The organism is Aminobacter sp. AP02, from assembly GCF_003148805.1.
GTDB lineage: Bacteria > Pseudomonadota > Alphaproteobacteria > Rhizobiales > Rhizobiaceae > Aminobacter.
Window position 1 is genome coordinate 124506 of sequence record NZ_QGGX01000012.1, and the last position, 25463, is coordinate 149968.

33 protein-coding genes and 1 pseudogene are annotated in these 25463 nt (G+C 62.2%); 15 read left to right on the top strand and 19 right to left on the bottom strand.

Annotated features, from left to right (window positions below):
* Positions 1-45 precede the first annotated feature (45 nt).
* On the top strand, positions 46-894 hold the full coding sequence (locus tag C8K44_RS16770) for an AraC family transcriptional regulator (RefSeq protein WP_109576939.1): 849 nt from the start codon (positions 46-48) through the stop codon (positions 892-894).
* 74 nt (positions 895-968) lie between these two features.
* Here C8K44_RS16770 and C8K44_RS16775 read toward each other — a convergent pair whose 3' ends face one another.
* Together C8K44_RS16775 and C8K44_RS16780 are read right to left on the bottom strand one after the other, a co-directional pair.
* Positions 969-2180: an NADP-dependent isocitrate dehydrogenase gene (locus C8K44_RS16775; protein WP_109576940.1), complete on the bottom strand. Its 1212-nt coding sequence runs from the start codon at positions 2178-2180 to the stop codon at positions 969-971.
* Positions 2181-2359: 179 nt separating this feature from the next.
* Positions 2360-2704: a TfoX/Sxy family protein gene (locus C8K44_RS16780; protein WP_109576941.1), complete on the bottom strand. Its 345-nt coding sequence runs from the start codon at positions 2702-2704 to the stop codon at positions 2360-2362.
* 99 nt (positions 2705-2803) lie between these two features.
* Between C8K44_RS16780 and C8K44_RS16785 the strand changes: the two genes are divergently transcribed.
* Positions 2804-3664, top strand: coding sequence for an RNA methyltransferase (locus tag C8K44_RS16785; RefSeq protein ID WP_245417516.1), 861 nt, complete (start codon positions 2804-2806; stop codon positions 3662-3664).
* Positions 3657-4457: a glutamate racemase gene (murI, locus tag C8K44_RS16790; protein WP_109576943.1), complete on the top strand. Its 801-nt coding sequence runs from the start codon at positions 3657-3659 to the stop codon at positions 4455-4457. The genes C8K44_RS16785 and murI overlap by 8 nt, the downstream gene beginning before the upstream one ends.
* Here murI and C8K44_RS16795 read toward each other — a convergent pair.
* Positions 4444-5274, bottom strand: a complete 831-nt coding sequence (locus C8K44_RS16795) for an FTR1 family protein (protein WP_109576944.1) — start codon at positions 5272-5274, stop codon at positions 4444-4446. The two genes, murI and C8K44_RS16795, sit on opposite strands and share 14 nt — an antisense overlap.
* Positions 5275-5278: 4 nt before the next feature.
* Positions 5279-5626 carry a cupredoxin domain-containing protein gene (locus C8K44_RS16800; protein WP_109577008.1) on the bottom strand — a complete coding sequence of 116 codons (348 nt, stop codon included), beginning with the start codon at positions 5624-5626 and terminating at the stop codon, positions 5279-5281.
* A gap of 235 nt (positions 5627-5861) precedes the next feature.
* On the opposite strand from C8K44_RS16800, the gene C8K44_RS16805 reads away from it, so the two are divergent.
* Positions 5862-6050, top strand: coding sequence for a DUF3008 family protein (locus tag C8K44_RS16805; RefSeq protein WP_109577009.1), 189 nt, complete (start codon positions 5862-5864; stop codon positions 6048-6050).
* Between the two features lie 16 nt (positions 6051-6066).
* Here the strand turns inward: C8K44_RS16805 and C8K44_RS16810 are convergent, their stop codons facing one another.
* Positions 6067-6738: an NAD(P)H-binding protein gene (locus tag C8K44_RS16810; protein WP_281063000.1), complete on the bottom strand. Its 672-nt coding sequence runs from the start codon at positions 6736-6738 to the stop codon at positions 6067-6069.
* Between the two features lie 110 nt (positions 6739-6848).
* On the opposite strand from C8K44_RS16810, the gene C8K44_RS16815 reads away from it, so the two are divergent.
* The 4 genes from C8K44_RS16815 (at position 6849) to ttcA (ending at position 9890) form a co-directional block, all read left to right on the top strand.
* The gene (locus C8K44_RS16815) at positions 6849-7277 is read left to right on the top strand and encodes a helix-turn-helix domain-containing protein (protein WP_109576946.1); all 429 of its coding nucleotides are present in this window, start codon (positions 6849-6851) and stop codon (positions 7275-7277) included.
* Positions 7278-7351: 74 nt separating this feature from the next.
* Positions 7352-8059 carry a 2OG-Fe(II) oxygenase gene (locus tag C8K44_RS16820; RefSeq protein WP_109576947.1) on the top strand — a complete coding sequence of 236 codons (708 nt, stop codon included), beginning with the start codon at positions 7352-7354 and terminating at the stop codon, positions 8057-8059.
* Between the two features lie 222 nt (positions 8060-8281).
* Positions 8282-8899 carry a 30S ribosomal protein S4 gene (gene rpsD / locus C8K44_RS16825; RefSeq protein WP_109576948.1) on the top strand — a complete coding sequence of 206 codons (618 nt, stop codon included), beginning with the start codon at positions 8282-8284 and terminating at the stop codon, positions 8897-8899.
* Between the two features lie 142 nt (positions 8900-9041).
* Positions 9042-9890: a tRNA 2-thiocytidine(32) synthetase TtcA gene (ttcA, locus tag C8K44_RS16830; RefSeq protein ID WP_109576949.1), complete on the top strand. Its 849-nt coding sequence runs from the start codon at positions 9042-9044 to the stop codon at positions 9888-9890.
* Between the two features lie 86 nt (positions 9891-9976).
* On the opposite strand, the gene C8K44_RS16835 is transcribed toward ttcA, so the two are convergent.
* From C8K44_RS16835 to C8K44_RS16850, 4 genes are all read right to left on the bottom strand, one after another.
* Positions 9977-11242 carry a multidrug effflux MFS transporter gene (locus C8K44_RS16835; protein ID WP_199227118.1) on the bottom strand — a complete coding sequence of 422 codons (1266 nt, stop codon included), beginning with the start codon at positions 11240-11242 and terminating at the stop codon, positions 9977-9979.
* Positions 11243-11334: 92 nt separating this feature from the next.
* Positions 11335-11670 (bottom strand): Grx4 family monothiol glutaredoxin, encoded by a 336-nt coding sequence (gene grxD / locus C8K44_RS16840; protein WP_109576950.1) that lies wholly within the window; start codon positions 11668-11670, stop codon positions 11335-11337.
* A 164-nt stretch (positions 11671-11834) separates the two neighbouring features.
* Entirely contained in the window at positions 11835-12059 is a 225-nt protein-coding gene (locus C8K44_RS16845; protein WP_109576951.1) for a hypothetical protein, read from the bottom strand.
* Positions 12060-12066: 7 nt separating this feature from the next.
* Complete coding sequence (locus tag C8K44_RS16850; protein ID WP_109576952.1) at positions 12067-12300, bottom strand: BolA family transcriptional regulator; 234 nt, start codon at positions 12298-12300, stop codon at positions 12067-12069.
* 117 nt (positions 12301-12417) lie between these two features.
* Here C8K44_RS16850 and C8K44_RS16855 point away from each other — a divergent pair, with 117 nt between their 5' ends.
* Positions 12418-12948, top strand: a complete 531-nt coding sequence (locus C8K44_RS16855; RefSeq protein WP_158282746.1) for a nitroreductase family protein — start codon at positions 12418-12420, stop codon at positions 12946-12948.
* 97 nt (positions 12949-13045) lie between these two features.
* Here the strand turns inward: C8K44_RS16855 and purL are convergent, their stop codons facing one another.
* Both purL and C8K44_RS16865 read right to left on the bottom strand, forming a co-directional pair.
* Positions 13046-15283 (bottom strand): phosphoribosylformylglycinamidine synthase subunit PurL, encoded by a 2238-nt coding sequence (gene purL / locus C8K44_RS16860; protein ID WP_109576953.1) that lies wholly within the window; start codon positions 15281-15283, stop codon positions 13046-13048.
* A gap of 133 nt (positions 15284-15416) precedes the next feature.
* Positions 15417-16856: a PLP-dependent aminotransferase family protein gene (locus tag C8K44_RS16865; RefSeq protein WP_109576954.1), complete on the bottom strand. Its 1440-nt coding sequence runs from the start codon at positions 16854-16856 to the stop codon at positions 15417-15419.
* Between the two features lie 83 nt (positions 16857-16939).
* On the opposite strand from C8K44_RS16865, the gene C8K44_RS16870 reads away from it, so the two are divergent.
* On the top strand, positions 16940-17176 hold the full coding sequence (locus C8K44_RS16870; protein WP_109576955.1) for a DUF1127 domain-containing protein: 237 nt from the start codon (positions 16940-16942) through the stop codon (positions 17174-17176).
* Between the two features lie 110 nt (positions 17177-17286).
* Here the strand turns inward: C8K44_RS16870 and C8K44_RS16875 are convergent, their stop codons facing one another.
* The 5 genes from C8K44_RS16875 to purC form a co-directional block, all read right to left on the bottom strand.
* Positions 17287-17694 carry a hypothetical protein gene (locus C8K44_RS16875; protein WP_109576956.1) on the bottom strand — a complete coding sequence of 136 codons (408 nt, stop codon included), beginning with the start codon at positions 17692-17694 and terminating at the stop codon, positions 17287-17289.
* A 53-nt stretch (positions 17695-17747) separates the two neighbouring features.
* Positions 17748-18422 (bottom strand): phosphoribosylformylglycinamidine synthase subunit PurQ, encoded by a 675-nt coding sequence (gene purQ, locus C8K44_RS16880; protein ID WP_109576957.1) that lies wholly within the window; start codon positions 18420-18422, stop codon positions 17748-17750.
* Complete coding sequence (locus C8K44_RS16885) at positions 18419-18673, bottom strand: hypothetical protein (RefSeq protein ID WP_109576958.1); 255 nt, start codon at positions 18671-18673, stop codon at positions 18419-18421. The genes purQ and C8K44_RS16885 overlap by 4 nt, the downstream gene beginning before the upstream one ends.
* A gap of 19 nt (positions 18674-18692) precedes the next feature.
* On the bottom strand, positions 18693-18935 hold the full coding sequence (gene purS, locus C8K44_RS16890) for a phosphoribosylformylglycinamidine synthase subunit PurS (RefSeq protein WP_109576959.1): 243 nt from the start codon (positions 18933-18935) through the stop codon (positions 18693-18695).
* A gap of 70 nt (positions 18936-19005) precedes the next feature.
* Positions 19006-19773, bottom strand: coding sequence for a phosphoribosylaminoimidazolesuccinocarboxamide synthase (gene purC, locus C8K44_RS16895; protein WP_109576960.1), 768 nt, complete (start codon positions 19771-19773; stop codon positions 19006-19008).
* A gap of 286 nt (positions 19774-20059) precedes the next feature.
* On the opposite strand from purC, the gene C8K44_RS16900 reads away from it, so the two are divergent.
* Together C8K44_RS16900 and C8K44_RS16905 are read left to right on the top strand one after the other, a co-directional pair.
* Positions 20060-20380, top strand: coding sequence for a DUF1476 domain-containing protein (locus tag C8K44_RS16900; protein WP_109576961.1), 321 nt, complete (start codon positions 20060-20062; stop codon positions 20378-20380).
* A gap of 108 nt (positions 20381-20488) precedes the next feature.
* Positions 20489-21259: an HpcH/HpaI aldolase/citrate lyase family protein gene (locus C8K44_RS16905; protein ID WP_109576962.1), complete on the top strand. Its 771-nt coding sequence runs from the start codon at positions 20489-20491 to the stop codon at positions 21257-21259.
* Here C8K44_RS16905 and C8K44_RS16910 read toward each other — a convergent pair.
* Positions 21256-21810 (bottom strand): alpha/beta hydrolase, encoded by a 555-nt coding sequence (locus C8K44_RS16910; protein WP_109576963.1) that lies wholly within the window; start codon positions 21808-21810, stop codon positions 21256-21258. The genes C8K44_RS16905 and C8K44_RS16910 overlap by 4 nt on opposite strands.
* Before the next feature lie 245 nt (positions 21811-22055).
* Between C8K44_RS16910 and C8K44_RS16915 the strand changes: the two are divergent.
* From C8K44_RS16915 to C8K44_RS16925, 3 genes and pseudogenes are all read left to right on the top strand, one after another.
* A pseudogene (locus C8K44_RS16915) lies at positions 22056-22875 on the top strand (VOC family protein).
* A 1-nt stretch (position 22876) separates the two neighbouring features.
* On the top strand, positions 22877-23371 hold the full coding sequence (locus tag C8K44_RS16920; RefSeq protein ID WP_109576964.1) for an N-acetyltransferase: 495 nt from the start codon (positions 22877-22879) through the stop codon (positions 23369-23371).
* Between the two features lie 118 nt (positions 23372-23489).
* A complete protein-coding gene (locus C8K44_RS16925) occupies positions 23490-23780 on the top strand; it encodes a putative quinol monooxygenase (protein WP_109577012.1) in 291 nt (96 codons plus the stop codon).
* Between the two features lie 125 nt (positions 23781-23905).
* Here the strand turns inward: C8K44_RS16925 and C8K44_RS27530 are convergent, their stop codons facing one another.
* Positions 23906-24082 carry a hypothetical protein gene (locus tag C8K44_RS27530; RefSeq protein WP_158282747.1) on the bottom strand — a complete coding sequence of 59 codons (177 nt, stop codon included), beginning with the start codon at positions 24080-24082 and terminating at the stop codon, positions 23906-23908.
* 65 nt (positions 24083-24147) lie between these two features.
* Positions 24148-25449, bottom strand: a complete 1302-nt coding sequence (gene purB, locus C8K44_RS16930; protein ID WP_109576965.1) for an adenylosuccinate lyase — start codon at positions 25447-25449, stop codon at positions 24148-24150.
* Between the last annotated feature and the right edge of the window lie 14 nt (positions 25450-25463).

The following is a 25463-nucleotide window of genomic DNA, read 5'->3' on the forward strand; positions in this document are numbered from 1 at the left end:
GGGCTATGGTCTTGTCCAGCCGATCGATTTGCATGAGGTTTCGGCATGAACGGTGAAGCGGCATGGGCGGTCTATGAAAGCCGCCTGAGAAGGGTTTCGGCCCATATCCACGAGCACCTCGACGAGGAGCTGGATATGGACCGCCTGGCCGAGATCGCCTGCCTGTCGAGCTATCACTGGCACAGGATCTACCGCGCCATCTACGGTGAATCGGCTGCCGCCACGGTCAAGCGCCTCAGGCTGCACCGCGCCGCCGGAGACATCGTGGGGACCGATCTGAGTGTCGGCGATATTGCAAAGCGGTCTGGCTATCCCAATGTCCAGTCGTTCAACCGTATCTTCAAGGCCGCCTACGGCATGCCGCCGGCGCGCTACCGGAGAGAGGGAAGCCACAAGCTCTTCGAAACCCATAGAGGAAAGGCTTCCCACATGTTCGACGTTCAGATCCGCACCATCCCAGACACCAGCCTGGTCGGTGTTTCCCATCAAGGTTCCTACCTGCAGATCGGCCAGGCCTTCGAGCAACTGTTCGGCACGCTCTACGCCCGCGGCCAGGCGCGGCCCGACATGCGCATGATCGGTGTCTATTGCGACGATCCCGATCTGGTCGCCGAGGAAAAGCTACGCTCCGTCGCCTGCGTCAGCACCGATGCCGCCGCACCCGCTGCACCGCCGCTGGAGCGTCGCGCGATCTCGGGCGGCGAATATGCCGTACTGCGCCACAAGGGCCCCTATGCCGAGATGCACATGGCCTACAAATGGCTCTATGCCGAATGGCTGCCGAAGTCGGGCCGCCAGCTGCGCGACGCGCTGATGTTCGAGGAATATCTCAACAACCCGCGAGACGTCGCACCCGCAGAACTCCTGACTGACATCCATATGCCGCTCGCCTGAGCCGCGAGACGCGAGCAAAAAAAGCCCCGGAGCGACCCGGGGCTTTTCTCGTTCAGATCTAGGCAGGCGACGGATCAGCCCATCGCCTTCTGCAGGTTCTCGTCGATCTTGTCGAGGAAGCCGGTCGTCGACAGCCAGGGCTGGTCCGGGCCGATCAGCAGCGACAGGTCCTTGGTCATGAAGCCGCTTTCGACGGTCTGGATGCAGACGCGCTCAAGCGTCTCGGCGAAACGCTTCAGCTCGGCATTGTCGTCGAGCTTGGCGCGGTGCGCGAGTCCGCGCGTCCAGGCGAAGATCGAGGCGATCGAGTTGGTCGAGGTCTCCTCGCCCTTCTGGTGCTGGCGGTAGTGGCGCGTCACGGTGCCGTGGGCGGCTTCCGCTTCCACCGTCTTGCCATCCGGCGTCATCAGCACCGAGGTCATCAGGCCGAGCGAGCCAAAGCCCTGTGCCACCGTGTCGGACTGCACGTCGCCGTCATAGTTCTTGCAGGCCCAGACATAGCCACCCGACCACTTCAGGCTGGAAGCCACCATGTCGTCGATCAGGCGGTGTTCGTACCAGAGCTTGCGCGCCTTGAACTCGGCCTCGAATTCCTTCTCGTAGACGTCCTGGAAGATGTCCTTGAAGCGGCCGTCATAGGCCTTGAGGATGGTGTTCTTGGTCGACAGGTAAACCGGGTAGTTGCGCAACAGGCCGTAGTTCAGCGAGGCGCGGGCGAATTCGCGGATCGACTCGTCGAGATTGTACATGGCCATCGCAACGCCGGCGCCTGGCGCGTCGAACACGTCGTGCTCGATCACCTGGCCGTCGTCGCCGACGAACTTGATTGACAGCTTGCCCTTGCCGGGGAATTTGAAGTCGGTTGCCTTGTACTGGTCGCCGAAGGCATGGCGGCCAACGATGATCGGCTTGGTCCAGCCCGGCACCAGGCGGGGCACGTTCTTCATGATGATCGGCTCGCGGAAGATGGTGCCGCCCAGGATGTTGCGGATCGTGCCGTTGGGCGACTTCCACATCTTCTTGAGTTTGAACTCTTCGACGCGCTGCTCGTCAGGCGTGATGGTGGCGCATTTCACGCCGACGCCGTGCTTGTTGATGGCGTTGGCCGCGTCGATCGTCACCTGGTCGTTGGTGGCGTCGCGGTGCTCGATGCCGAGATCGTAATATTCGAGGTTGAGGTCGAGATAAGGGTGGATCAACTTGTCCTTGATGAACTGCCAGATGATGCGGGTCATCTCATCGCCGTCGAGTTCGACGACGGGGTTGGCCACCTTGATCTTCGCCATAGGAAAATGCCTCTTTTTGCCTGGAACCAGCCGGTCCCGGAGGGTTCACGATTGGGAGTGCGGCCCCTATACCAAAGCGAATCGGACGGTGCAAATGATTGCGATTGCGACCTTCGGTCTGTTCGCTGACATTGTATGAAATGGCTGGCAGCGATGCCGCTCTTCGCGCATCCCCCAGGTCATTTCTGCTTCGCAACCGGCTTTTTCGGCGGCATTGGCCCGACGAAGCGCGAAGCCATTGCGATCCAGCCCTCGATCGCCCTGTCGTCGAGCTTGTCGGCGGCCACCATGATGAAACCCTTCATCTCGCGGCCGGTGAAATCCATACGCTTCGCGCCGGGCAAAGCGAGGGCCGCTGGCTCCTGTTCTTCGCCGACGCGCACCAGCAGGCCGCCATCCTTCAGCGTGCCGACCATCATGTTGCCATTGAGTGTGAAGCGGGTGCCGCCGAACATGCGGATTTCGCCGACATTGGGATCGTCGCTGACAAAGGGCCGGATCTGCTCCGCGAGATCGTCCGACATGGCTGGCCCTTACCGGAACTTCATTTTCGCGCGCAAATATGTCAGGGACGCGCAAAAGGCGCAATTCTCGGTTCAATCGCAACGATGTCAGAAAACCCCATGCCAACAGCGGCCCCCGTGATCATCCTCGTCGAGCCGCAACTCGGCGAGAACATCGGCATGGTGGCGCGCGCCATGGCCAATTTCGGCCTCGGCGAACTGCGCCTGGTCAATCCGCGCGACGGCTGGCCGAACGAGAAGGCGCGCTCCGCCGCCAGCAACGCCGATCATGTCATCGACCGCGTGGTGGTCTTCCCCGATCTCGCTTCCGCGGTGGCCGATCTCAATTTTGTCTTCGCCACCACCGCGCGTGAGCGTGACGGCTTCAAGGAAGTGCGCGGACCCGTCGAAGCCGGACGCATGCTGCGCGGCCATTCCGTTTCGGGACTGCGCACCGGCATCCTGTTCGGGCGCGAGCGTTTCGGCCTCTACAACGAGGAAGTGGGCCTCGCCGACGAGATCGTCACCTTTCCGGTCGATCCAATGTTCGCCTCACTCAACATCGCCCAGGCGGTGCTGCTGATGTCCTATGAGTGGATGAAGTCTGGGCTGGAGGACGAAACCCAGACCAACTTTACCGGCCCCGAAATGACGCCGGCCACCAAGGAACAACTGCACGGCCTGTTCAATCACCTTGAATCGGCCCTCGAAGCACGTGGCTATTTCCGCCCGGCAGCCAAGAAGCCAAAGATGGTGGACAATCTGCGCTCGGTTCTGACACGACCCGGCTTCTTCGCCCCGGAGCTCAAGGTCCTGCGCGGCGTCATTGCCTCGCTCGACTATTTCTCGCCCAAGGAGCCGCGCGGCAAGGGCTACCCCGAACGCAAGGCGAAAGTCGATCATGCCGCACATTCCGGCAGCGCTGGTGCCGATGAGGATGAAACGCCACCCATCGGCGGCAAGGGGACCGACAATGACTGATCGTCCGATCCTGATGTTCGATTCGGGCATCGGGGGATTAACGGTGCTGCGCGAGGCCCGCGTGCTGATGCCCGACAGGCGCTTTGTCTATGTCGCTGACGATGCCGCCTTTCCCTATGGTGCGTGGGAAGAGCCGGCGCTGAGCGCGCGCATCCTGGGTCTGTTTGGCGGTTTGCTGGAGCGGTTCGATCCGGAAATCTCGGTCATCCCCTGCAACACGGCGTCAACGCTCGTCATCGACGCTCTGCGCCAGGCATTTCCGGGGCATCCGTTCGTTGGCACGGTGCCGGCAATCAAGCCTGCTGCCGAACGTACCCGCTCCGGTCTGGTGTCGGTGCTGGCGACGCCCGGCACGGTCAAGCGGCAATACACGCGCGACCTGATCACCCAATGGGCGACGAAGTGCCATGTCCGGCTTGTCGGAAGCGACAGGCTGGCGCAGATGGCCGAAACCTACATGCGCGATGGTTTCGTTGACGAGCAGGCCGTCAAGGCAGAGATCGCACCCTGTTTCATCGAACGGGACGGCCGCCGCACCGACATCGTCGTGCTTGCCTGCACGCACTATCCGTTCCTCGCCAACCGCATGCGCAAGACCGCTCCCTGGCCGGTCGACTGGATCGACCCCGCCGAGGCGATCGCCCGGCGCGCGCTGTCGCTGCTCAAGAGCGACGGGCAGGAAAGGCGTTCCAACACGCCGGCTTTCGGGCACGATCTTGCGATCTTCACCTCTGGCAAGCCGCATTTTGCGACGGCGCGGCTGATGCAGGGGTTCGGTCTCAGCTTGGCTTGACGCCGCCGCTCGCCTGCGAGCGGCGCACCATCGCCGACGCCGTCACGATGAGAAGGATCGTTGCCACATAGGCGGCGATCTGGATGCCTTCGGGCCGCGCCACATAGCCGACAAGTATGTGCAGCAGCAAGCCGAACGCGTTGGTCTGCGGCAGGATTTCAGACGTGTTCCAGATGTCGTAGCCGAGCGGCGGCAGCACGCCGGCCTGCACCAGGAAGGCGGCTGCCTGCGCGGCAAGCCCGGCGGCCAGAAGGACGATGATGACGCCGGTAACGCGGAAGATGTGCTTGAGCGGCACCCGCAGCAGTCCGGCATAAAACAGCGTGCCGACAATGGCAGCGGCCGCCACGCCCAGCAATCCGCCCTGCAGCATCGGCGCCACTCCATATTCGCCGTCAATGGCGATGCCATACAGAAACAGCACCGTTTCCGAACCCTCGCGCAAGACCGCGACTGCGCAGATGATTGCCAGCGCCGACAACGGCCTTGCACCTTCCTTGACCGCCTTGCCGACGGCACGGCTGTGCCCGGCAAGCTCCGCCGCATGCGCACTCATCCAGATCTGGTGCCAGGCCAGCATGGCAACGGCGATCAGCAGGATCGTGGCGTTGAACAGTTCAGTGCCGTTGCCGTCGAACAAATCGGACAGGCCGCTGGCGAAGAAGGCAACGATCGCCGCGCCAGCAAGGCCTCCCGCCACACCGCCGGCCACCCAGCCGGCGCGACCCGGAATGCCCTTGCTCGCGGCCAGCACGATGGAGACGATCAATGCCGCTTCGAGCGTCTCGCGAAACACGATGACGAAGGTCGACAGCATCGGTTTACTCCGCGAAGAGATTGCCGAGTGCGGTTTCCTTGTGTCGGTCGCCAAAGAAGCCGTAGCTTCCTGCCGACAGCGGCCCGACATGCAGGGTGATCTGCTTGCCGCCGGCCACCATTTTTTCGACGTGGAAGTCGTTGCTTTCGAATTCTTCGGCGGTCGGGTCCTCATTGACCACCACCAGATCGAATTCCTTGCCGGCGGGAACAGTCACGCTCTGCGGCTTGAAGCGGTGGTCCTTGATGGTGATCGTGAAGGAGTTTCCGTCGGTTGCGGCATAGGTGAGGCTGCCGGAAGCGACGAGCAGCCCGCTTGCGAGGGCTGTGATTGCGCTACGGAAAGAGAACATGGCTTGGACCTTTTCCACCTCGCCATCGTCGATGAAGCTCGGCGAGAATTGGCGCTAGGATAGAAAGGTGATGGGTCGTGTCAAGTTAATTTGACAGCTTAGAATCGTTATAAATACAATGATTACAGTATGTTAGAGGATTGTTTCCTGTTTGGCTGGATTCCCCGGAACCCAACCGCCGGGCCGGCGTTGAACCAGCATCATGGTCTATGACATCGCCGAAGGAGGCCAAGCCATGCCAGCCGTATCCAAAGCCCAGCAGAAGGCCGCTGGAGCGGCCCTTGCCGCCAAGCGCGGCGAGATCAAGAAGAGCGAACTGTTCGGCGCATCGAAGGAAATGTACGAGTCGATGACCGAAAAGCAGCTCGAAGAGTTTGCCGAGACCAGGCGAAAAGGCCTGCCGGAGCACAAGACGACGCACTGAGCTCCGGCAAGTCCGATCAGTAGCCGACTGTGAAGCGCTTGCCTGCATGCTTTGGCGTTTCTGCCTCGTCGACAATGGCCACCGCCAGATCCTCCACCGAGATGTGGCTTTCGCCCTTGGCGTCGAACACCGGCTGCTCGCCGCCGATGCGGAACTTCCCGGTACGCACGCCGGGCGCCATCATGATAGCGGGCGAGATGAACGACCATTCGAGCCCGGTTTCGGTGCGCAGTGCCGCAAGTGCGTCGCGGGCCGCTCGTGCCCCGTCCTTGTAGGCTTCGGGGAAGTGCGGTCCGTCGACGAGTTGCTTGCCGTCGATCTCCAGGCTGCCGGCCCCGCCGACGATGATCACGCGCTTGCCGGCCGCCTTGGCCGCTTCGACGATAGCCTTGGAACCGGCGCTGTGCTTGGCGTAGATTTCCGGGTCGCCCCAACCGCCGTTGAAGGCCGAGACGACGACATCGGCGTCGGCGATGGCCGCCGTCAGCGCGGCGACGTCGGTGACATCGGCCTTCACGGCGGTGACCCCATCCAGTTTTTCGACCTTGGCCGGGTTTCGGTTGATGGCCGTCACCTTGTTGCCGCGTGATGCGGCCTCCTTGAGTACTGCGCTGCCGACAAAGCCGGATGCACCGATAAGCGCGATTTTCATGGCTGTTCTCCGTTCCGCCCGCTTTGCCTTGGCTATCAATGCGGGTATGATCTGTAATCAAGTTACCAACGATAACTATATAGATGAGACGGCTGGACGCGAAAAGAACGCATGATTTCGTGCCCAGATTACCTCAGGAGAACCGCATGAACGCCAGGATCAAGCCTGCCGGCACTCGAACCGAGCCCGACACGGCTGTCCCGCTGCTGCACACAACGGCCGGCTTCGCCAATGACGGCAGCAGCTGTCCCATCCGCGAGGTGCTCGACCGGGTCGGCGACACCTGGAGCATCCTCGTCATCATCAACCTTCAGGAACAGCCGGTGCGCTTCAACGCGCTCAAGCGTTCCATCGAAGGCATTTCCCAGCGCATGCTGACGGTCACCTTGCGCTCTCTCGAGCGCGATGGGCTGGTTACGCGCACGGTGCGGCCAACGACACCACCGGAGGTCGAATACGGGCTGACCGAACTCGGGCAGTCGATCGCCGTGCCGATTTCATCGCTCGGCAGCTGGGCGGCGAGCAATCGCGACAGCATGCGCCGGGCGCGGGAGGCGTTCGATCTTCAATCGTGAACGCGCGCAGGAAACGGAATGCGGCGGCTGACGGGACGGCCTAGCCTCGGCACAAGCTGAGATGGAGCGCCGCTATGAACACAGACAACATCGTTTCGAATCTGGATTGGGCGCGAATCGCGCGCGACCTTGACGAGTTCGGGGTCACGCCGACTGGCCCGTTGCTCGACCGGCAGGCCTGTCTCGATCTGAGGGCGCTCTACGACAACGATGCACATTTCCGCAGCCGGATCGTCATGCAGCGCCACGGCTTTGGTTCAGGTGAATACAAGTACCTTGCTAACCCGTTGCCCGATGTGATCGGACGGCTTCGGCGCGGTTTCTACGAACGCCTCGCTCCCTTTGCCAACGCCTGGAACGAACGCATGGGGCTAGACAGGCGTTACCCGGCTGAACTCGATGCCTTCCTTGCCGAATGCCATGCCGACGGCCAGACCAGGCCGACGCCGCTTTTGCTGAAATACGGCCCCGGCGACTACAATTGCCTGCACCAGGACGTTTACGGCGCGCACCTTTTTCCGATCCAGCTGGTGATTCTGCTCTCCGACCCCCAGACCGAGTTCGAGGGCGGCGAATTGGTGATGACCGAGCAACGACCGCGCATGCAGTCGCGCGCCGAAGTGGTATCGCTTGGGTTGGGGCACGGCGCGCTGTTTGCCGTCAATGACCGGCCCAAGGCCGGCACGCGCGGCGATTACCGGGTAAAGATGCGCCACGGCGTCAGCCGCATCCGCTCAGGCGAGCGCTTCACGCTCGGCATCATCTTCCACGACGCAAGATGAGCCGGCTGCCGGCCCAGCGTTGACATTCGTAGATGTTTCGCCTAGTTAGCCGCCAACGCCGGGCGGAAACGCTCGGTGTTTCATTTGACGTGTCCCGTGGATCTTTTCCGCAAAGCGTGCGTGGAAGATCCTGTCAGGTCTCGAAAACGGAGGCCAGAGGAGGGCGCGTTTCCTTCACTCGAAACATGAGGTTTCGGGTGTATTGTTTTGAAAGGGAATGCGATGAGCAAGCGCGAATCCGCGAAATACAAGATCGACCGCCGTCTTGGCGAGAACATCTGGGGCCGCCCGAAGTCCCCGGTCAACAAGCGTGAATACGGCCCCGGCCAGCACGGCCAGCGCCGCAAGGGCAAGCTCTCGGACTTCGGTCTGCAGCTGCGCGCCAAGCAGAAGCTGAAGGGTCACTACGGCGACGTTTCGGAGAAGCAGTTCCGCAAGACCTACGAAGAGGCGAACCGCCGCAAGGGCGACACCTCCGAGAACCTGATCGGCCTGCTCGAGTCGCGTCTGGATGCGGTTGTCTACCGCGCCAAGTTCGTGCCGACCATTTTCGCTGCCCGTCAGTTCGTCAACCACGGCCATGTCAACGTCAACGGCAAGCGCACCAACATCTCGTCCTACCGCTGCAAGGCTGGCGACGTGATCGAAGTCCGCGAGAAGTCGAAGCAGCTGGTCATCGTTCTCGAGGCCGTTGCTCTCGCCGAGCGTGACGTTCCTGACTACATCGAAGTCGATCACAACAAGATGGTCGCGACCTTCGCTCGCGTTCCTGGCCTGTCGGACGTTCCGTACGCAGTCCAGATGGAACCGAACCTCGTCGTCGAATTCTATTCGCGCTAATCCTTCGGATAGCATCGGATTCAAGAGAGCGGCCGGCAACGGCCGCTCTTTTCGTTTGAAGAGCATGTCTTGCACGACAGGCGGAATTGCGGAATACCGCAGGCAACGGCATTGCCGCAGCGGATTTTGAAGGACCGGGCAGATGGGCATTCATGAACAGGACGCACTGGTCGAGCCTGCCGAGGGCGCGTTCCCGCTCTATCGCGACGCCCCGTCCTCGGTCGAGTTCAACAAGCTGCGCAAGCGGTTGTTGCGGAATACCCGCCAGGCCATCGAAGACTATGCCATGGTCAAGCCTGGCGAGCGCTGGCTGGTGGCGCTGTCGGGCGGCAAGGATTCCTACGGGCTGCTCGCAGTCTTGTTAGATCTCAAATGGCGCGGTCTGCTGCCGGTCGAGCTGCTCGCCTGCAATCTCGATCAGGGCCAGCCGAATTTCCCCAAGCACATTCTGCCCGACTACCTCAATGCCAATGGCATCGCCCACCGCATCGAATATCGCGACACCTATTCCGTCGTCACCGAGAAGCTACCGGAAGGCAGCACCTACTGTTCGCTGTGCTCTAGGCTCAGGCGCGGCCACCTCTATCGCATTGCGCGCGAGGAGGGCTGTTCGTCGCTCGTGCTCGGCCACCACCGCGAGGACATCCTCGAAACGTTCTTCATGAACCTGTTCCATGGCGGCCGCCTTGCCGCCATGCCGCCCAAGCTGCTCAATGACGAGGGCGACGTCATGGTGCTGAGGCCGCTGGCCTTCTGCGCCGAGGCCGACATGGCCAAGTTCGCCGAGGGCATGAAGTTCCCGATCATCCCATGCGACCTTTGCGGCAGCCAGGAAGGGCTCCAGCGCAACGCCATGAAGGCGATGCTGGACGACATCGAAAAGCGCATGCCGGGCCGCAAGGACACGATGCTGCGCGCGCTGGCCAACACGCGGCCATCGCATCTGCTCGACCGCAAGCTGTTCGATTTCACCAGCCTGATCGCTGGCTGATACCGACCAAGCCACCAAGAAAACAGCCCGAAACCTACTGGGTTTTCGGGCTGCTTCTGTTTCGGAGCGGTGCGCTGCCGGCCCCCTCAGTGCGGCTCGGCCACCATCGGCTTCGGATCATGTTGGCCGCGGAACAGCTTGCCCTTTTCGGCGATCAGCACCATCACTAGGCCGATGACCGCGACGCCGCAGAAGCCGAAGGCCAGCGGAACCGTCGTTCCGTCGAAGGACTGGCCGATGGCTGCCCCGATCAGTCCGCCGCCCAGCGTCTGCATGAAACCCTGCACCGAGGACGCAGTACCCGCGATATGGCCGAGCGGCTCCATGGCGATGGAGTTGAAATTCGAGCCGATCCAGCCGAACTGGAACATTGCGGCGGCAAACAGCACGATGTAGGCCGCAAACGGCACCGGCCCGGTCAGCGACCAGATGAGCCAGATCGTGCTGACCAGAAGGAAGCCGATCAGCGCGCCGTGCGACAGCTTGCGCATGCCGAGCTTGACGACGAGACGCGAGTTGAGGAACGACGATACCGACATCATGCCGGCGATCGCAGCGAACACCAGCGGGAACCACACGCCGAGCCCGTAGAGGCCGACATAGACCTGCTGGGCCGAGTTGATGAAGCCAAACAGCGCGCCGAAGATCGTCATGGAGGCGAGCGTGTACCACAGCGACATGCGCGTGGTGAGCACGATGCGGAAGCCCTTGGCGATGGACAGGATCGACAGTGGCCGCCGGTCTTCGGGGTGCATCGTCTCGGGCAGGCGGATCACCGCCCATAGCGTGATCGCCAGCGCCGACACCGCCATGACGATGAAGATCATGTGCCATTCGGAAAACAGCATGACGATCTGCCCAATCGCGGGCGCCACGACCGGCACGACCATGAACACCATGAAGATCAGCGACATGATCTCGGCCATCTGTCGCCCGCCGAATCGGTCGCGCACCACCGACACCGCGATCACGCGCGTCGAGGCTGCACCGATGCCCTGGACGAAGCGCAGCGCAAGCAAGGTTTCGAAGCTTGGCGCAAAAGCGGCGGCAAAGGCTGCGAGCACATAGATGCCGAGGCCAAACAGCAGCGGCTTGCGCCGGCCGAACCGATCGGAGGCCGGGCCGTAGGCAAGCAGCGCCAGCGCCAGGCCAGCGAAATAGGCGGTAATCACATACTGGCGGTGGTTTTCGCTTTCGACGTTGAGACTGGCGCCGATCTGCTGCAACGCCGGCAACATGATGTCGACGGCGAGCGCGTTGACCGCCATCAGGGCTGCGGCGAGCGCTATGAATTCCCAACGCGGAATCGGGAATGCGTCCTGACGGAGGCTGGGAGCGACTTTCTGTTCCATCTGGAATCCAATTCAAACGGAAATGCGCCGGAAGGCCGGCGCATTTGCCACAAACGGGACCCCGGAACAGGCCGGAGCCGGTACTTCTTAGATCAGGCGGCGCCCTTGACGCTCACGCCCTTCTCTTGAAGGTACGACTGCAACTCGCCGGCCTGGAACATCTCGCGAATGATGTCGCAGCCGCCGACGAACTCGCCCTTGACGTAGAGCTGCGGGATCGTCGGCCAGTTGGAGTAGTCCTTGATGCCCTGGCGAAGTTCGTTCGAGGTCAGCACGTTGACGCCCTTGTAGTCGACCCCGAGGTAGTCGAGAATCTGGACGACCTGGCCGGAAAAGCCGCACTGCGGAAAGCCGGGCGTGCCCTTCATGAACACGACGACGTCCTGGCTCTTCACTTCGCTATCGATGTATTCGTTGATTCCGCTCATGGCGCACCTAAACCTCAGATCTGGCCGGCCGGACCGGCAATGTTCGTTAGACTGCTAGCATCTGCCACTATGTGGTTGCAACAGTCGAGCATTCCAAGCATCGGCGCGACCCGAAATCCGCAAAAGTGACCTTTTTGCCATCTCGTCCTGTCCCGGCCGGGCAGTCAGGTGCTTCGGCGCGCCTTCGAGCGCGAACGCACGGTGCGCTTGCGGCTGGTCTGCTTCTTGGCTGGCCTCAAAAGCTTCTCGATCTGGCGCAGTGTGGCCGAACTCGAAGACGTCGCCCGCTTGCGGCGGCGGGTTCGCTTCGAGGTGCTCGACGGCTTCTTCAGAATGTCCTTCAGCGCGCCGTCGACGGCACCCTGCAAGAGATCGCCGATCAACGACATGCTGGACCTATTCCGGAATGCTGGTTTGCAGGGCGAGCGCGTGCAGCACACCGCCCATGTTGCCCTTCAGCGCGTCGTAGACCATCTGGTGCTGCTGCACGCGGGTCTTGCCGCGGAAACTTTCCGACACGACCTCGGCTGCATAGTGATCGCCGTCACCGGCGAGATCGCGGATGGTTACCTTGGCGTCCGGAATGCCATCTTTGATGAGTTTTTCGATATCACGGGCGTCCATCGCCATGCTGCATGCTCCATAAGTCGTTCACTGAGATATGGCCGTGATAAGGTGCAAGGTCAATGCAACTTGGCGCGCGCAAGCGCTCGCTATGCACCCAGTATCCCGCACGGAGGAAGAACCGTGGAAGTCATAGAGGCAATACACACGCGACGATCCGTAAGGCAGTTCCTGCCACGAAAGGTCGAGCGTGCGTTGCTTGAGCAGGTTATCCTCGATGCGGCGTGGGCGCCCCCTCCAACCAGCCTCCAGGTTCCCTGGACTTTCAACGTCGTCGAGGGACAGGAGCGCATTTCCGCTTACGGCAAGCTGGCAAAGGAATACGCGCGGGCTCACCGTCCGGAAGCAGAGGGATGGTGGACCGAAAATCCCGACTTCGAAGTATTTTGGGATGCCCCGACCATAATCATCATCTCAGGTCCGGTCGAGGATTGTTGCCGTGCCGGCCAGAACCTGATGCTGTCAGCGCATGCCCGCGGGCTGGGTACCTGCTGGGTCGGCGCCCCAATGCTCTGGCTGCGGACGCCCGAAACCAAGGCCGAACTGCATATTCCGCCGGACGTCACGCCGGTTTCCGCACTGTGCATCGGCTATCCGGCACACATCCCGGATGCGCCGCCGCGCGGCCGGCCGGCGATCATCTGGAGCCACTGAAGAACCAGCCTTGCGGCGACGTCAGTCGCCAGCGTACCCGCCGGAGCCGTCGCGGCTCGCACGTTCGAGCGCGAGCCGCGTTATCGACTGCTCCAGGTCAAAGAGTCAGGTCGCCGCCCATGAAGCGGGGGAACCAGGTTTCGTGAGCCTGAGTCAGTTCGTCGATCGCCACGGCCCGTGCCTCGCCCAGCTTCAGGTCCTTGCCGCCGGTCGTTCCGATCCACGGAGCGTGGATGCCGAGCGCCTTGGCTTCATTCCACAATTCCTGCATCTCGGCAGACTTGGGGTCGAGCTTGACGGTCACCAGGTAGCGACCCTGGTCTTCGCCGAAGAATACCGGGATCGGGTTGGTGCCGCTGAGGCCGGGAACGGTCGCACCGATGCCTGAGGCCATCGCCATTTCGGCGAGCGCGACGGCAAGGCCGCCGTCCGACAGGTCGTGCACGGCCGTGGCCGTGCCGCTGCGGATCAGCTTGCGCACGAAGTCGCCGACCTTCTTCTCATGCTCGAGATCGACTGCCGGCGGCGGGCCGTCGGTCCGGCCGTGGATGTCGCGCATGTAGATCGACTGTGCCAGGTGGCTGCCCCACTGGGCCGGCCCGCCGACCAGCAGGATCACTTCGCCCTCCTTGGCAAAGCAGGCCTTGGCCATTTTCGACCAGTCGTCGATCAGGCCGACGCCGCCGATGGTCGGCGTTGGCAGGATGCCCTGGCCGTTGGTCTCGTTATAGAGCGAGACGTTGCCCGACACGATCGGGAAGCCGAGCGCGCGGCAGGCGTCGCCAATGCCGGTCACGGCTTTCACGAACTGGCCCATGATCTCGGGGCGCTCGGGGTTGCCGAAGTTGAGGTTGTCGGTGGCAGCCAGGGGCAGGGCGCCGGTCGCTGTCAGGTTGCGCCAGCACTCGGCCACCGCCTGCTTGCCGCCTTCATACGGATCTGCCTCGCAATAGCGCGGCGTCACGTCGGACGAGAACGCCAGCGCCTTGGTCGCATGACCCTCGACGCGCACCACGCCGGCGTCGCCGCCGGGGCGCTGCAGCGAGTTGCCCTGGATCATCGTGTCGTACTGCTCGTAGACCCAGCGGCGCGACGACAGGTCGGGTCCGCCAAGCATCTTGAGCAATGCATCAGCGACGTCTGCCTGCGGAACGTCATCGGCGGCCAGAGGGGCGCGAGCCTTTGGCTCGACCCACGGACGGTCATATTCCGGAGCCTCGTCGCCCAACTCCTTGATCGGCAGGTTGGCCACTTCCTTGCCCTGGTGCAGCACGCGGAAGCGCAAATCGTCGGTGGTCTTGCCGACGATGGCGAAGTCGAGGCCCCACTTGACGAAGATTGCCTCGGCTTCCGCTTCCTTTTCGGGACGCAGCACCATGAGCATGCGCTCCTGGCTCTCCGACAGCATCATCTCGTAGGCGCTCATGCGCTCTTCGCGCACAGGCACCTTGTCGAGGTCGAGTTCGATGCCGAGGTCGCCCTTGGCGCCCATCTCGACGGCCGAGCAGGTGAGCCCCGCGGCACCCATGTCCTGGATGGCGATGACCGCGCCCGAGGCCATCAGCTCGAGGCAGGCTTCCAACAGACACTTTTCGGTGAACGGATCGCCGACCTGCACGGTCGGGCGCTTCTCGTCGATCTTGTCGTCGAATTCGGCCGAGGCCATCGTCGCGCCGCCGACACCGTCGCGGCCGGTCTTGGCGCCGAGATAGACGACGGGCAGGCCGACGCCCTTGGCCTGCGACAGGAAGATGCCGTCGGTCTTGGCGAGGCCGGCGGCAAAGGCGTTGACCAGGATGTTGCCATTGTAGCGGGCGTCGAAATTCACCTCGCCGCCAACGGTCGGCACGCCGAAGGCGTTGCCATAGCCGCCGACGCCGGCAACCACGCCCGACACCAGATGGCGGGTCTTGGGGTGATCTGGCGCGCCGAAGCGCAGCGCGTTCATCGAAGCCACGGGACGGGCGCCCATGGTGAAGACGTCGCGCAGGATGCCGCCGACTCCGGTCGCCGCACCCTGGTAGGGCTCGATGAAGGAGGGATGGTTGTGGCTCTCCATCTTGAAGACCACGCAGTCGCCGTCGCCGATGTCGACCACGCCGGCGTTTTCGCCTGGGCCCTGGATGACGACGTCGCCCTTGGTCGGCAGCGTGCGCAGCCACTTCTTCGAGGATTTGTATGAGCAGTGCTCGTTCCACATCGCCGAGAAGATGCCCAGCTCGGTGAAGGTCGGTTCGCGTCCGACAAGGTCGAGTATACGCTGATATTCGTCTGGCTTGAGCCCGTGCGCGGCGATGAGTTCGCCGGTGATCTTCACGTCATTCTGAATGGTCATCGTAGATCGCAGAATCCGTTGGGGGAGCGTTGGTGGCTCCATAGCGCATGATTGGCCCGGGATATACCGCCAATGGCCAGAAAGTCACCCTTTATGGCACGGAAACGCCCATCTGCCCCAAGCTGGCGCCGGCTCAACCGAAACTGTCGTAGCCGGCATCGCCCTCGTCGAGCAGGCGACGGACCGTGGCCAGTCCCTTTCCGACGTCACCGCGTGTGCGTGGCGCGGAAATGCCTATCCTGACGCGGTGGAACACCCGGTCCGATCGCCCGGCCTTGAACTCGTCCTCGTCGTCGATAAGCACGCCTTGCCCATAGGCGGCGTTCTTGAAGGTACCGGAGTTCCAGGGTTCGGGCAGGGCCAGCCAGATGAAGGGAATGTTGGGGGTGGTGTTGAAGTCGCTGCCCTCCAGCGCCTTGCGCACGATGTCGAGACGGGCGTTGATCTCGGCGATCGAGCGCGCGCGAATGGATGCGGCCTCACCCGACAGCACCAGTTGAGCGCACAATTCTGCCAATACAAACGGCATGCCGCCGGTGACCATCTTGTGGGCAACCCGGATGCTGTGCCGGAAATGCGCTGGGCAAGACACCCAGCCGCCACGAACGCCGGCTGCCACCGACTTGGACAGGCCGCCGACGACGAAGGAGCGCTCGGGCGCTAACTCCGCCAACAGAGGCGTGCGGTCGTCGGTGAGCGCCCCGTAGATGTCGTCTTCGACCAGCAGCACGTTGTACTTTCGTGAGATCGCTGCAATCGCCGCGCGGCGCTCACCGGGCATGACAACGCCTGTCGGGTTCTGTGCCGTCGGCATCAGGAATGCGAGTTTGGGGTGCTTTTGGGCACAGACAGCCTCGAAGTCGTCGGGGTCGACTCCGTGCGCGTCCGCATTGACCAGTGCCATGCGCCGACCGATCAATCCCGCGCTACGGGCGATCTGGGTGTAGGTCACATGCTCGAACAGGACGTGGTCGCCGGGAGAGGTCACCGCCGCAATGACCGCCATGACCGCGGCATGCGCGCCGAGTGTCGGCACGATCGTGTCGGGTGAGGGGCGAAAACCGTTGCGCGACAGCCAGACGCTTCCAGCCTCGAACCAATGGTCGGGGAAGGTCCTGGTGTAGCTCGTGACCTCGTCGGGATTGTCCCTGCTGATTGCCGCCAGAATTGTCTCGATTGCGCTGCTTTGGCCAACATTGGGTGCTGCCGTGCTGTCGAAGTGCAGCTTTCCCGGCGGGGGTTCCACCGCGCGCGAACCCTCGTGGGGCAGGGGCGGCGGTGTACTGGGTGTCGCCTGGGTGCCGTGCGGGCCAAGAATGTGCTCGCTGCGCTGGGCCAGAATGTAGGTGCCCCTACCTACTTCGCCGCTTACCAATCCGCGTTCGCGCAACAGCGCATAGGCGCGTCCAACCGTGCCGATGGTCACGCCGATGTCATAAGCGAGGTTGCGCTGCGGAGGCAGCTTTGTACCGGCAGGCAGGACACCGCTGTCGATGTCGCTTTCGATGCGCTCTGCCAGGCGCAGGTAGAGCGGGCCGGCGCCGGTTGAGAGGTCGGGTAGCCAAATTGTCATGGTGACAATTCCTATATTGCGATCATCTCTGAGTCAATTCATAGCATTGTTTGTCGAAAATAGATACAATACGGATCGCTATTATGAGTACAATAGATGCAATTGGCGAAGGCGTCACGGCTGCATCTGCTGCGGAGACGCATGGCTCATTCCGAAATCTGGCCAAGGCTCCGCATCGTTTGATGCGCTGGCTGGCGCGCTGCATCGAGCGGCGGCGCACCCGGATGAGCTTGCTGGAGCTCACCGACGAGCAGCTTGCCGACATCGGCATTTCGCGTTGCGATGCCTATCGGGAAGGAATCCGCCGGTTCTACGACTGACCACTCCCATGGTCGCGGACCGTCACGTCCCACTGATGGTCCGATTTGGGTGGAGGCGCATTCGCTGTGCCTCCACCACTTTTGCGGATGATAGAAGTGTCGCTGCGCCCTTACGCAGTGCCGGTGCAGGACGGATTGCCCGAGCTCCAGCGGGTGATGTCCGAACCGATGCGTGCGCCGAGCGCCTGGTCCATCAATGGTCCGAACACCTGCACTTGGCTCGAATTTCCCTGCGCTTGCACGACCAGGAGCGGCCGCGCGCCATATTGCTTGGCCGGCACCAGAAGGAAGCGCGGCGTGCCACCGAAATTGTTGAGCTCGTTGGCCATCTGGTAGCTCTTGAAGGCCGGGTCCTTGCTGGCGAACCAGCACTTGTGGGCAGCGATCGCCACCTGTTCCATGGCGCGCAACGAAGCGCTTTTGCCTGATCCCGAGGGGGCAGGTGTCTTCGGGCCGGAGTTGCAGGCGGCGAGGCCAATGACTGCGGCAGCTGCCGCCAGAATCCGCAGTGACTTCATTCGCCGGTGCCGCCCCTTGTCAAATGGATTGGATCAAAAATTCGTGGCGCCGCTCATGCCGCCTTGGGCAGGCCGAGCGCGCTTTCGAACAGCGCGCGGCCGTCATTGCCGCCATGAGCTGCTTCGATCAGGTTTTCCGGATGCGGCATCAGCCCAAGCACGTTGCCGGCCTTGTTGACGATGCCGGCGATGTCGTTGATCGAGCCGTTCGGATTGGTGCCTTCGGCGTAGCGGAACACCACCTGGCCTTCGCCCTCGATGCTCGCCAGAGTCTCAGGATCGGCGAAATAGTTGCCGTCGTGATGCGCAACCGGGCAGCGAATGATCTGGCCGGCCGAATAATTGCGGGTGAAGGCCGTGTTGGCGTTGGTGACTTCCAGCTTCACCTCGCGGCAAACGAATTTGAGCGAGGTGTTGCGCATCAGCGCGCCGGGCAGAAGGCCTGCCTCGACCAGGATCTGGAAGCCGTTGCACACGCCCACCACCTGCACGCCCTTGGCTGCCTTTTCTGCGACCGCGCGAAGCACGGGCATGCGGGCGGCAATCGCGCCGCAACGCAGATAGTCGCCGAAGGAGAAGCCACCGGGAATGGCGATCAGGTCGACATCGGGAATTTCAGTGTCGGTCTGCCACACCGTCACTGGGGCCTTGCCCGAAATCTTTGTCAGCGCCGCGATCATGTCGCGGTCGCGGTTCAGGCCGGGAAGAAGAACGACAGCTGATTTCATTTCGGTTCGTAAGGCCTCTGAGGTTCGGCGAGTTCGCGCAGTTCCAGACGACGCTCGATGCGTTCGAGGCTTTCGTCGTGTCGATCGAGCTTGGAATAGATATTGTGGACGTCGTTCTGCATCGAGAGCATGTGGCCGCGGATTGAAATGAGTTCCTGCTTCACTTCGCGGATGCCGTGCTGGACGCCATCCAGGCGAGACTGGATATTCTTCAGGACTTCATAAAGCAGTTCGCTCGTGACTTCGGCCACCAAACCCTCCGGTACAACCTCAGGTAAGCGTCACACTATAGTTCTCAATCACCGTGTTCGCCAGAAGCTTCTCGCACATGGCGTTGAGGTCGGCTTCCGCCTTGGCCTTGTCGGCGCCGTCGATCTCGACGTCGAAGACCTTGCCCTGGCGCACCGAACCGATGCCGCCGAAGCCGAGGCCGTCGAGCGCGTGCTCGATCGCCTTTCCTTGCGGGTCGAGGACGCCGTTCTTGAGGGTGACGGTGACGCGGGCCTTGATCACGGGCAATTCACTCCGGAGTCGAATGGAAAACAGTCGGGCGCGAAGTTACTCGCGCCCGTTTTTGGATCTGTCAGTGCTTGACGAGAACCGGACCGCTCGGGCGGGGCGTCTCGTTTTCATTCATGATGCCAAGACGGCGGGCCACTTCCTGGTAGGCCTCGACCAATCCGCCCATGTCGCGGCGGAAACGGTCCTTGTCGAGCTTGTCCTGGGTGGCGACGTCCCACAGCCGGCAGCTGTCGGGCGAGATCTCGTCGGCAACCACGATACGCATCATGTCGCCCTCGAACAGGCGGCCGCATTCGATCTTGAAATCGACGAGCTGGATGCCAACGCCCATGAACAGGCCGGAGAGGAAGTCGTTGACGCGGATGGCGAGCGCCATGATGTCGTCGATTTCCTGCGGGCTTGCCCAGCCGAACGCCGTGATGTGTTCTTCCGAGACCATTGGATCGTCGAGCGCATCGGCCTTGTAGTAGAACTCGATGATCGAGCGCGGCAGCACCGTGCCTTCTTCGATGCCCAGGCGCTTTGCCAGCGAGCCGGCGGCGACGTTGCGCACAACGACCTCGAGCGGGATGATCTCTACTTCCTTGATCAGCTGCTCGCGCATGTTGAGCCGGCGGATGAAGTGGGTCGGAATGCCCATGCGGTTCAGGTGGTTGAAGATGTGCTCGGAAATACGGTTGTTGAGCACGCCTTTGCCATCGACGACTTCATGCTTCTTCTTGTTGAAGGCGGTAGCGTCGTCCTTGAAAAACTGGATCAGCGTACCCGGCTCAGGGCCTTCATAAAGGATCTTGGCCTTGCCTTCGTAGATGCGGCGGCGACTCTTCATTTGATTGTTTCTCTGGTTGGAAGGGTGGACGGCAAGCTACCGGTCCCTTTCTCACGCCGCAAAGCCGCGGCGGCTGTGGGTTTCAAGGCCGGTCTCTACCTTAAACGGGCCCATTGCTCAATCATCATTTCCGGCCAATCAACGCCTTTTGGTACGGAAATGCCGCACCGCACAGGCAAATGGAGCAAAAGAGAGATATTGACCGGGCGGCGGGCTTTTGGTTTGAGGAAGTCGATAACATATACAGCGGAAGTCGAATCGATTTCCCACTCCCTGGAGGATTGCCATGAGCAACATGAAGGACCGCGAACAAGGTTTTGAGCGCAAGTTCGTCATCGACGAAGAACTGCGCTTCAAGGCAAATGCGCGGCGCAACAAGACGCTCGGCCTCTGGGCTGCCGAAAAGCTCGGCAAGTCGGGCGCCGACGCCGAGGCCTACGCCAAGGAAGTCGTCGTTTCCGACATCGAGGAAGCTGGCGATCATGACGTGTTCCGCAAGATTCGCGCCGACTTCGACGCCGCAGGCATCGACCAGTCCGATCATCAGATCCGCCGCACCATGGACGAGCTGATGGCGCAGGCGATCGAGCAGATCAAGAATACCTGATCCGGCCAATGTTGCTGGACTAACAAACCGCCCGGATTCCGGGCGGTTTTTTGTTTGCGCACCAGCCCTCTTCACGATGAAATGGACGGGCCAGAAGGAGAATGAGAGATGTCGCTTGCTCAGAGACTGCACGCCAACGAGACCATTATCACAGCATGGTCCGGCGTGCCGGATGCGCTGACCGTTGAAATACTTGCCGGGCAGGGCTTTGACGCGGTCACCCTCGACATGCAGCATGGCGGCCACAACGAAGACAGCGTTCTGCGCTCGATCGCTCCCGTGCTGCGCGCCGGCAAGCACTCGCTCGTGCGCGTTCCCGTAGGCCGATTCGACATGGCGAGCCGCGCGCTGGATTTCGGCGCCGAGGCGGTCATCGCCCCTATGGTCAATTCGGTGGAGGATGCGCAGCGCTTTGCGGCCGCGATGAAGTACCCGCCGCTCGGCGAGCGTTCCTGGGGCCCCACCTATGCCGCACCTCGCCACGGCAGCAAGGACCCGGTCAAGTGGCTGCAGGAGAGCAATGCCCGCACGGTTTCCTTTGCCATGGTCGAGACGCATGCCGCGGTGGCCGCCCTCGACGGTATCCTGGCGACACCCGGCATTGACGGCATTTTCCTGGGGCCCGGCGATTTTTCAATTGCCTGGACGAAGGGCGATACGGTCAACGGAACGCTCGAAGGCATGATGGAAACGGTGGCCGCGGTCGCCGGGCGCACGCGCGCCGCAGGCAAGCATGCCGGCATCTATGTCACCGATCCCAGGATCGCCGGACGCTTCGTCGACATGGGCTTCCAGTTGCTCGCCACGGGTTCGGAGCACCAACTGATTTCAAGCGGCGCTGCGAACCTGCTTTCCGAGCTCAGGAAGTCGCTGGCCTAGCCTTCCAGCCGCGACAGGAATTGCGCGAACACCATCGATCCCTCGGGCCACGGCCCGAAGCCGGAATCGGCATTGATATGACCGGCGTCACCGGCGTCGATGAATAGCGAGCCCCATGCGGCGGCGATGTCTTCGGCGACATCAAGCTTGCAATAGGGGTCGTTGCGGCTGGCGACCACCACCGACGGAAACGGCAACGGATCGCGTGGATAAGGGCCAAAGGTCATCAGGTGCTTCGGCCGGATCGCAGGATTGGCGACATCTGGCGGAGCCACGAAAAAGCCCCCGGCAACGTATTTCTTGAAGCCGGGAATGGCATGGATCGCCGTCGGAATGCCAAGCGAGTGCGCAACCAGTACCACGGGCTTTTCGGCGGCGTTCACCGCGTCGATAACCTTGGCCGTCCAGTCCTCGCGCACCGGCTTCGACCATTCGTCCTGCTCGACGCGGCGCGCGGTCGACAATTTCTCTTCCCAGCGGCTTTGCCAGTGGGATGGTCCCGAATTGGTGTATCCGGGCACGATGATGATATCGGCGTCTTTTACCTTCATGTCGCGGATGTAGCGATCCGATCGCGCTGGTGCAACTCCCCGCCCGGACGGTGTTCAATTGTTGAACGACGTGTTCGGTCTTTGCTGACTTGTGTGAACGATGCGCTCGGCCGATCTGTGGGTGGAGAAAAACAGCCGTGTTGGCCGGAGAGTGGATTTTGGAACTGACACGACGCAAACTGGTTGGCAGCGCAGCCCTCCTCGCATTGGGAGTGACAGCGGGCGTTGGCCACACGGAGCCCAAGATGAGCAAGATTCCATTTGCCGCCACGACGCCGATCAGCGTGTCCCGCGTTGGCCTCAAGGCCCGCGACGCCGAAGCGATGGCCAAATTCTACCGCGACGTTGTTGGACTGCAGGAAATCGCCCGCGATGGCGAAACCATCACATTGGGTGCTGGAAGCCGCGCACTGCTGGACATCGAGTCCGACAAGGCGGCGAAACCCGACGATCCGCGCACTGCCGGCCTGTTCCACACCGCTTTCCTGTTACCGACCCGTGCCGATCTGGGGCGCTGGATCAAGCATGCAATCGACAAGCGCATTCCTGTCGACGGCGCCTCCGACCATCTCGTCAGCGAGGCACTGTACCTGACCGACCCCGAGGGCAACGGCATCGAGATCTATCGCGACAGGCCGCATGACAGCTGGAACTGGACCGGTTCGCAGGTCGACATGGCAACCGAACAGCTCGACATCGGTGCAATCGTGGCGGAAGTGCCCGAGGGTGATGCCGGCTGGCTGGGCGCGCCCGAAAACAGCATCGTTGGCCATGTCCATCTGCGCGTCGGCGATCCGGCGGCGGCAGCCGAGTGGTGGAACAAGCAGTTCGGCTTCGACACGGTGGCGAAATATGGCAACAGTGCCGTTTTTCTGTCCTCTGGCGGCTACCACCACCACATCGGCGCCAATTCCTGGCAGAGCCCCGGCGCGGGAAAACGCGACGCCTCGCGAACCGGCCGGCCTTGCCTGGGTCGAAATGCGTTCGGCCGACGCCAAGGCGGCTTCGAATTACGAGGATCCCTGGGGTACGGTCATCAAGGCCGTGCCAGGTGCGCCGGCCTGAAATGTTGATCCGGCCCGAAACACCCGCCGACCACGATGCGATCCACGAACTCACGTGGATCGCCTTCAGGCCGATGCCCTACAGCGCCGGAACTGAAGCGGACATCATCAGGCGGCTGCGTGCCGATAGCGTTCTGACGATCTCACTGGTAGCTGAGGACGACGGCGAGATTGTCGGGCACGTGGCGTTCTCGCCCGTCTCGATCGACGGCCGGCATGATGGCTGGTTCGGACTCGGGCCGATCTCGGTGAAACCCGAGCGGCAGCGTCAAGGCATAGGCAAGACGCTGATTGCGGCCGGCCTGACGATGCTGGGCGAGCGTGGCGCAAGCGGCTGTGCGCTGATCGGCAACCCAGAAGTCTACAGCCATGCTGGTTTCGTCAGCGACGGCCGATTGACAGATGGCGACGTTGACGTCCGATACGTCCAGCGGCTGGTTCTGCGTGGACCGGCTCCGAGCGGTGCATTGAAATTCGCTCCCGCTTTCGGCGAGTAGCCTTGGGCAGCCGGGACGTGACAATCCATCCTGACAGGGTTTGGCGGTCGCTTGTGTTATGCGCGATGCCAATGGGCCTGCCGTGTCGGCAGTTCCGATGCCATTGCGGGGCCCCTCCATGCTGAAAGTCATAGCTCAGGATTTCATAAAGCCCGAGTTCATAGAGACCGTGCTGCCGCTCTATGCGGAGCTCGTCGAAAAGACCAAGCTCGAGCCGCTCTGCATCTCCTACGACCTCTTCGTGAACCAGAAGGACCCAGGCCACTTCGTCTTCATCGAGGAATGGCCTGATCGCGCGGCCCTGGACATCCATTGCCAGACCGAGCATTTCACGCGCCTGGTTCCGCTGATCAACAAGCATCAGCGGCAGGACCCGACCTTCATCCTGATGGATGCCTTCGCGGGCTGACAGCGCAACTGTCCCTCATATGGCCCGGCTAGCCGGAGCAAGCGATGCGGCACCGTCGAGCCTGATAACGCAAAAAAGACCCGCGCATTGCTGCGCGGGTCTTTTTGATTTGGAGCTTCGTTCGGCTACTTCCCTTCGAGCTCAAGCTTCGGAACGTCGATCTTCAGTTCAATGCTCTTCTGTTGGTCGAAGTACCCATCATAGTAGAGATAGCCACCAATCAGTGCAGCAATTGCCAGGGCTCCGGCCAAAAACCAGCCGGCCTTGCCGCCATTCACGACCACGACATTCGGATCCGCCATCTTCTGCTCCAATTGTTCAAATCGGAACAGTAACGTCGGATCGCTTCAATGGTTCCAGGATCAGGCTACCCAAATACCCGCTTGAAGATCGTGTCGACGTGCTTGGTATGATAGCCGAGGTCGAATTTCTCTCGGATTTCGCTCTCCGGCAAGGCGGCGGTCACCTCCTTGTCGGCCAAAAGTTCCTCAAGGAAATCCTTGCCTTCTTCCCACACCTTCATGGCGTTGCGCTGGACCAGCCGGTAAGCGTCCTCGCGGGATACGCCTGCCTGGGTGAGCGCCAGCAGAACGCGCTGCGAGTGCACCAGCCCACGGAACTTGTTCATGTTCTTGAGCATATTGTCGGGATAGACGACGAGCTTGTCGATGACATTGGTGAGGCGCGCCAGCGCGAAGTCGAGGGTGACAGTGGCATCCGGGCCGATCATGCGTTCGACCGAGGAATGCGAGATGTCGCGCTCGTGCCACAGCGCAACGTTCTCCATCGCCGGTGCCGCATAGGAGCGGACCATGCGGGCAAGGCCGGTCAGGTTTTCGGTCAGCACCGGGTTGCGCTTATGCGGCATCGCCGACGAGCCCTTCTGGCCCGGTGAGAAATATTCTTCCGCTTCCAGCACCTCGGTGCGCTGCAAATGGCGGATTTCAGTGGCGACGCGCTCGATCGACGAGGCGATAACACCGAGCGTGGCGAAGAACATGGCGTGGCGGTCGCGCGGGATGACCTGCGTCGATACCGGCTCGGGCTTGAGGCCAAGCTTGGCCGCGACATGCTCCTCGACGCGCGGGTCGATATTGGCGAAGGTGCCGACGGCGCCCGAGATGGCGCAGGTGGCGATGTCTTCGCGGGCATGCACCAGGCGCTCGCGGCAGCGGGTGAATTCGGCGAAGGCCAGCGCCAGCTTGACGCCGAAGGTGGTCGGCTCGGCGTGGATGCCGTGGCTGCGGCCGATGGTGACGGTGTCCTTGTGCTCGAAGGCGCGGCGCTTGAGCGCCGCCAAAAGCGCGTCGAGGTCGGCGAGCAGGATGTCGCTCGCGCGCACAAGCTGCACGGAAAGGCATGTGTCGAGCACATCCGAAGAGGTCATGCCTTGGTGGATGAAGCGCGAATCCGGGCCGACGAACTCAGCCAGATGCGTCAGGAAAGCGATCACGTCATGCTTGGTGACGCGCTCGATTTCGTCGATGCGCTCGACGTCGAAGGTGGCAGCGCCACCCTTTTCCCAGATCGTCTTGGCTGCTTCCTTGGGGATCACGCCGATCTCGGCCAGCGCGTCGCAGGCATGGGCCTCGATCTCGAACCAGATGCGGAACCGGGTTTCGGGAGACCAGATGGCAACCATCTCGGGCCGGGAATAGCGAGGGATCATGGCAGGGCTCGTCC

What these genes read in the sequence shown, in the direction of transcription:
- C8K44_RS16920 (WP_109576964.1), top strand. Translation starts at nt 22,877, where the DNA reads ATGTTGATCCGGCCCGAAACACCCGCCGACCACGATGCGATCCACGAA.
- C8K44_RS16775 (WP_109576940.1), bottom strand. Translation starts at nt 2,180, where the DNA reads ATGGCGAAGATCAAGGTGGCCAACCCCGTCGTCGAACTCGACGGCGAT.
- C8K44_RS16865 (WP_109576954.1), bottom strand. Translation starts at nt 16,856, where the DNA reads ATGACAATTTGGCTACCCGACCTCTCAACCGGCGCCGGCCCGCTCTAC.
- purQ (WP_109576957.1), bottom strand. Translation starts at nt 18,422, where the DNA reads ATGAAATCAGCTGTCGTTCTTCTTCCCGGCCTGAACCGCGACCGCGAC.
- C8K44_RS16925 (WP_109577012.1), top strand. Translation starts at nt 23,490, where the DNA reads ATGCTGAAAGTCATAGCTCAGGATTTCATAAAGCCCGAGTTCATAGAG.
- C8K44_RS16910 (WP_109576963.1), bottom strand. Translation starts at nt 21,810, where the DNA reads ATGAAGGTAAAAGACGCCGATATCATCATCGTGCCCGGATACACCAAT.
- C8K44_RS16800 (WP_109577008.1), bottom strand. Translation starts at nt 5,626, where the DNA reads ATGTTCTCTTTCCGTAGCGCAATCACAGCCCTCGCAAGCGGGCTGCTC.
- purC (WP_109576960.1), bottom strand. Translation starts at nt 19,773, where the DNA reads ATGAAGAGTCGCCGCCGCATCTACGAAGGCAAGGCCAAGATCCTTTAT.
- grxD (WP_109576950.1), bottom strand. Translation starts at nt 11,670, where the DNA reads ATGAGCGGAATCAACGAATACATCGATAGCGAAGTGAAGAGCCAGGAC.
- C8K44_RS16850 (WP_109576952.1), bottom strand. Translation starts at nt 12,300, where the DNA reads ATGGCGATGGACGCCCGTGATATCGAAAAACTCATCAAAGATGGCATT.
- C8K44_RS16900 (WP_109576961.1), top strand. Translation starts at nt 20,060, where the DNA reads ATGAGCAACATGAAGGACCGCGAACAAGGTTTTGAGCGCAAGTTCGTC.
- C8K44_RS27530 (WP_158282747.1), bottom strand. Translation starts at nt 24,082, where the DNA reads ATGGCGGATCCGAATGTCGTGGTCGTGAATGGCGGCAAGGCCGGCTGG.
- C8K44_RS16780 (WP_109576941.1), bottom strand. Translation starts at nt 2,704, where the DNA reads ATGTCGGACGATCTCGCGGAGCAGATCCGGCCCTTTGTCAGCGACGAT.
- C8K44_RS16875 (WP_109576956.1), bottom strand. Translation starts at nt 17,694, where the DNA reads ATGAAGTCACTGCGGATTCTGGCGGCAGCTGCCGCAGTCATTGGCCTC.
- C8K44_RS16845 (WP_109576951.1), bottom strand. Translation starts at nt 12,059, where the DNA reads ATGTCGTTGATCGGCGATCTCTTGCAGGGTGCCGTCGACGGCGCGCTG.
- C8K44_RS16770 (WP_109576939.1), top strand. Translation starts at nt 46, where the DNA reads ATGAACGGTGAAGCGGCATGGGCGGTCTATGAAAGCCGCCTGAGAAGG.
- C8K44_RS16905 (WP_109576962.1), top strand. Translation starts at nt 20,489, where the DNA reads ATGTCGCTTGCTCAGAGACTGCACGCCAACGAGACCATTATCACAGCA.
- C8K44_RS16795 (WP_109576944.1), bottom strand. Translation starts at nt 5,274, where the DNA reads ATGCTGTCGACCTTCGTCATCGTGTTTCGCGAGACGCTCGAAGCGGCA.
- purB (WP_109576965.1), bottom strand. Translation starts at nt 25,449, where the DNA reads ATGATCCCTCGCTATTCCCGGCCCGAGATGGTTGCCATCTGGTCTCCC.
- C8K44_RS16820 (WP_109576947.1), top strand. Translation starts at nt 7,352, where the DNA reads ATGAACACAGACAACATCGTTTCGAATCTGGATTGGGCGCGAATCGCG.
- murI (WP_109576943.1), top strand. Translation starts at nt 3,657, where the DNA reads ATGACTGATCGTCCGATCCTGATGTTCGATTCGGGCATCGGGGGATTA.
- C8K44_RS16805 (WP_109577009.1), top strand. Translation starts at nt 5,862, where the DNA reads ATGCCAGCCGTATCCAAAGCCCAGCAGAAGGCCGCTGGAGCGGCCCTT.
- C8K44_RS16785 (WP_245417516.1), top strand. Translation starts at nt 2,804, where the DNA reads ATGCCAACAGCGGCCCCCGTGATCATCCTCGTCGAGCCGCAACTCGGC.
- rpsD (WP_109576948.1), top strand. Translation starts at nt 8,282, where the DNA reads ATGAGCAAGCGCGAATCCGCGAAATACAAGATCGACCGCCGTCTTGGC.
- purL (WP_109576953.1), bottom strand. Translation starts at nt 15,283, where the DNA reads ATGACCATTCAGAATGACGTGAAGATCACCGGCGAACTCATCGCCGCG.
- C8K44_RS16835 (WP_199227118.1), bottom strand. Translation starts at nt 11,242, where the DNA reads ATGGAACAGAAAGTCGCTCCCAGCCTCCGTCAGGACGCATTCCCGATT.
- C8K44_RS16870 (WP_109576955.1), top strand. Translation starts at nt 16,940, where the DNA reads ATGAGTACAATAGATGCAATTGGCGAAGGCGTCACGGCTGCATCTGCT.
- ttcA (WP_109576949.1), top strand. Translation starts at nt 9,042, where the DNA reads ATGGGCATTCATGAACAGGACGCACTGGTCGAGCCTGCCGAGGGCGCG.
- C8K44_RS16815 (WP_109576946.1), top strand. Translation starts at nt 6,849, where the DNA reads ATGAACGCCAGGATCAAGCCTGCCGGCACTCGAACCGAGCCCGACACG.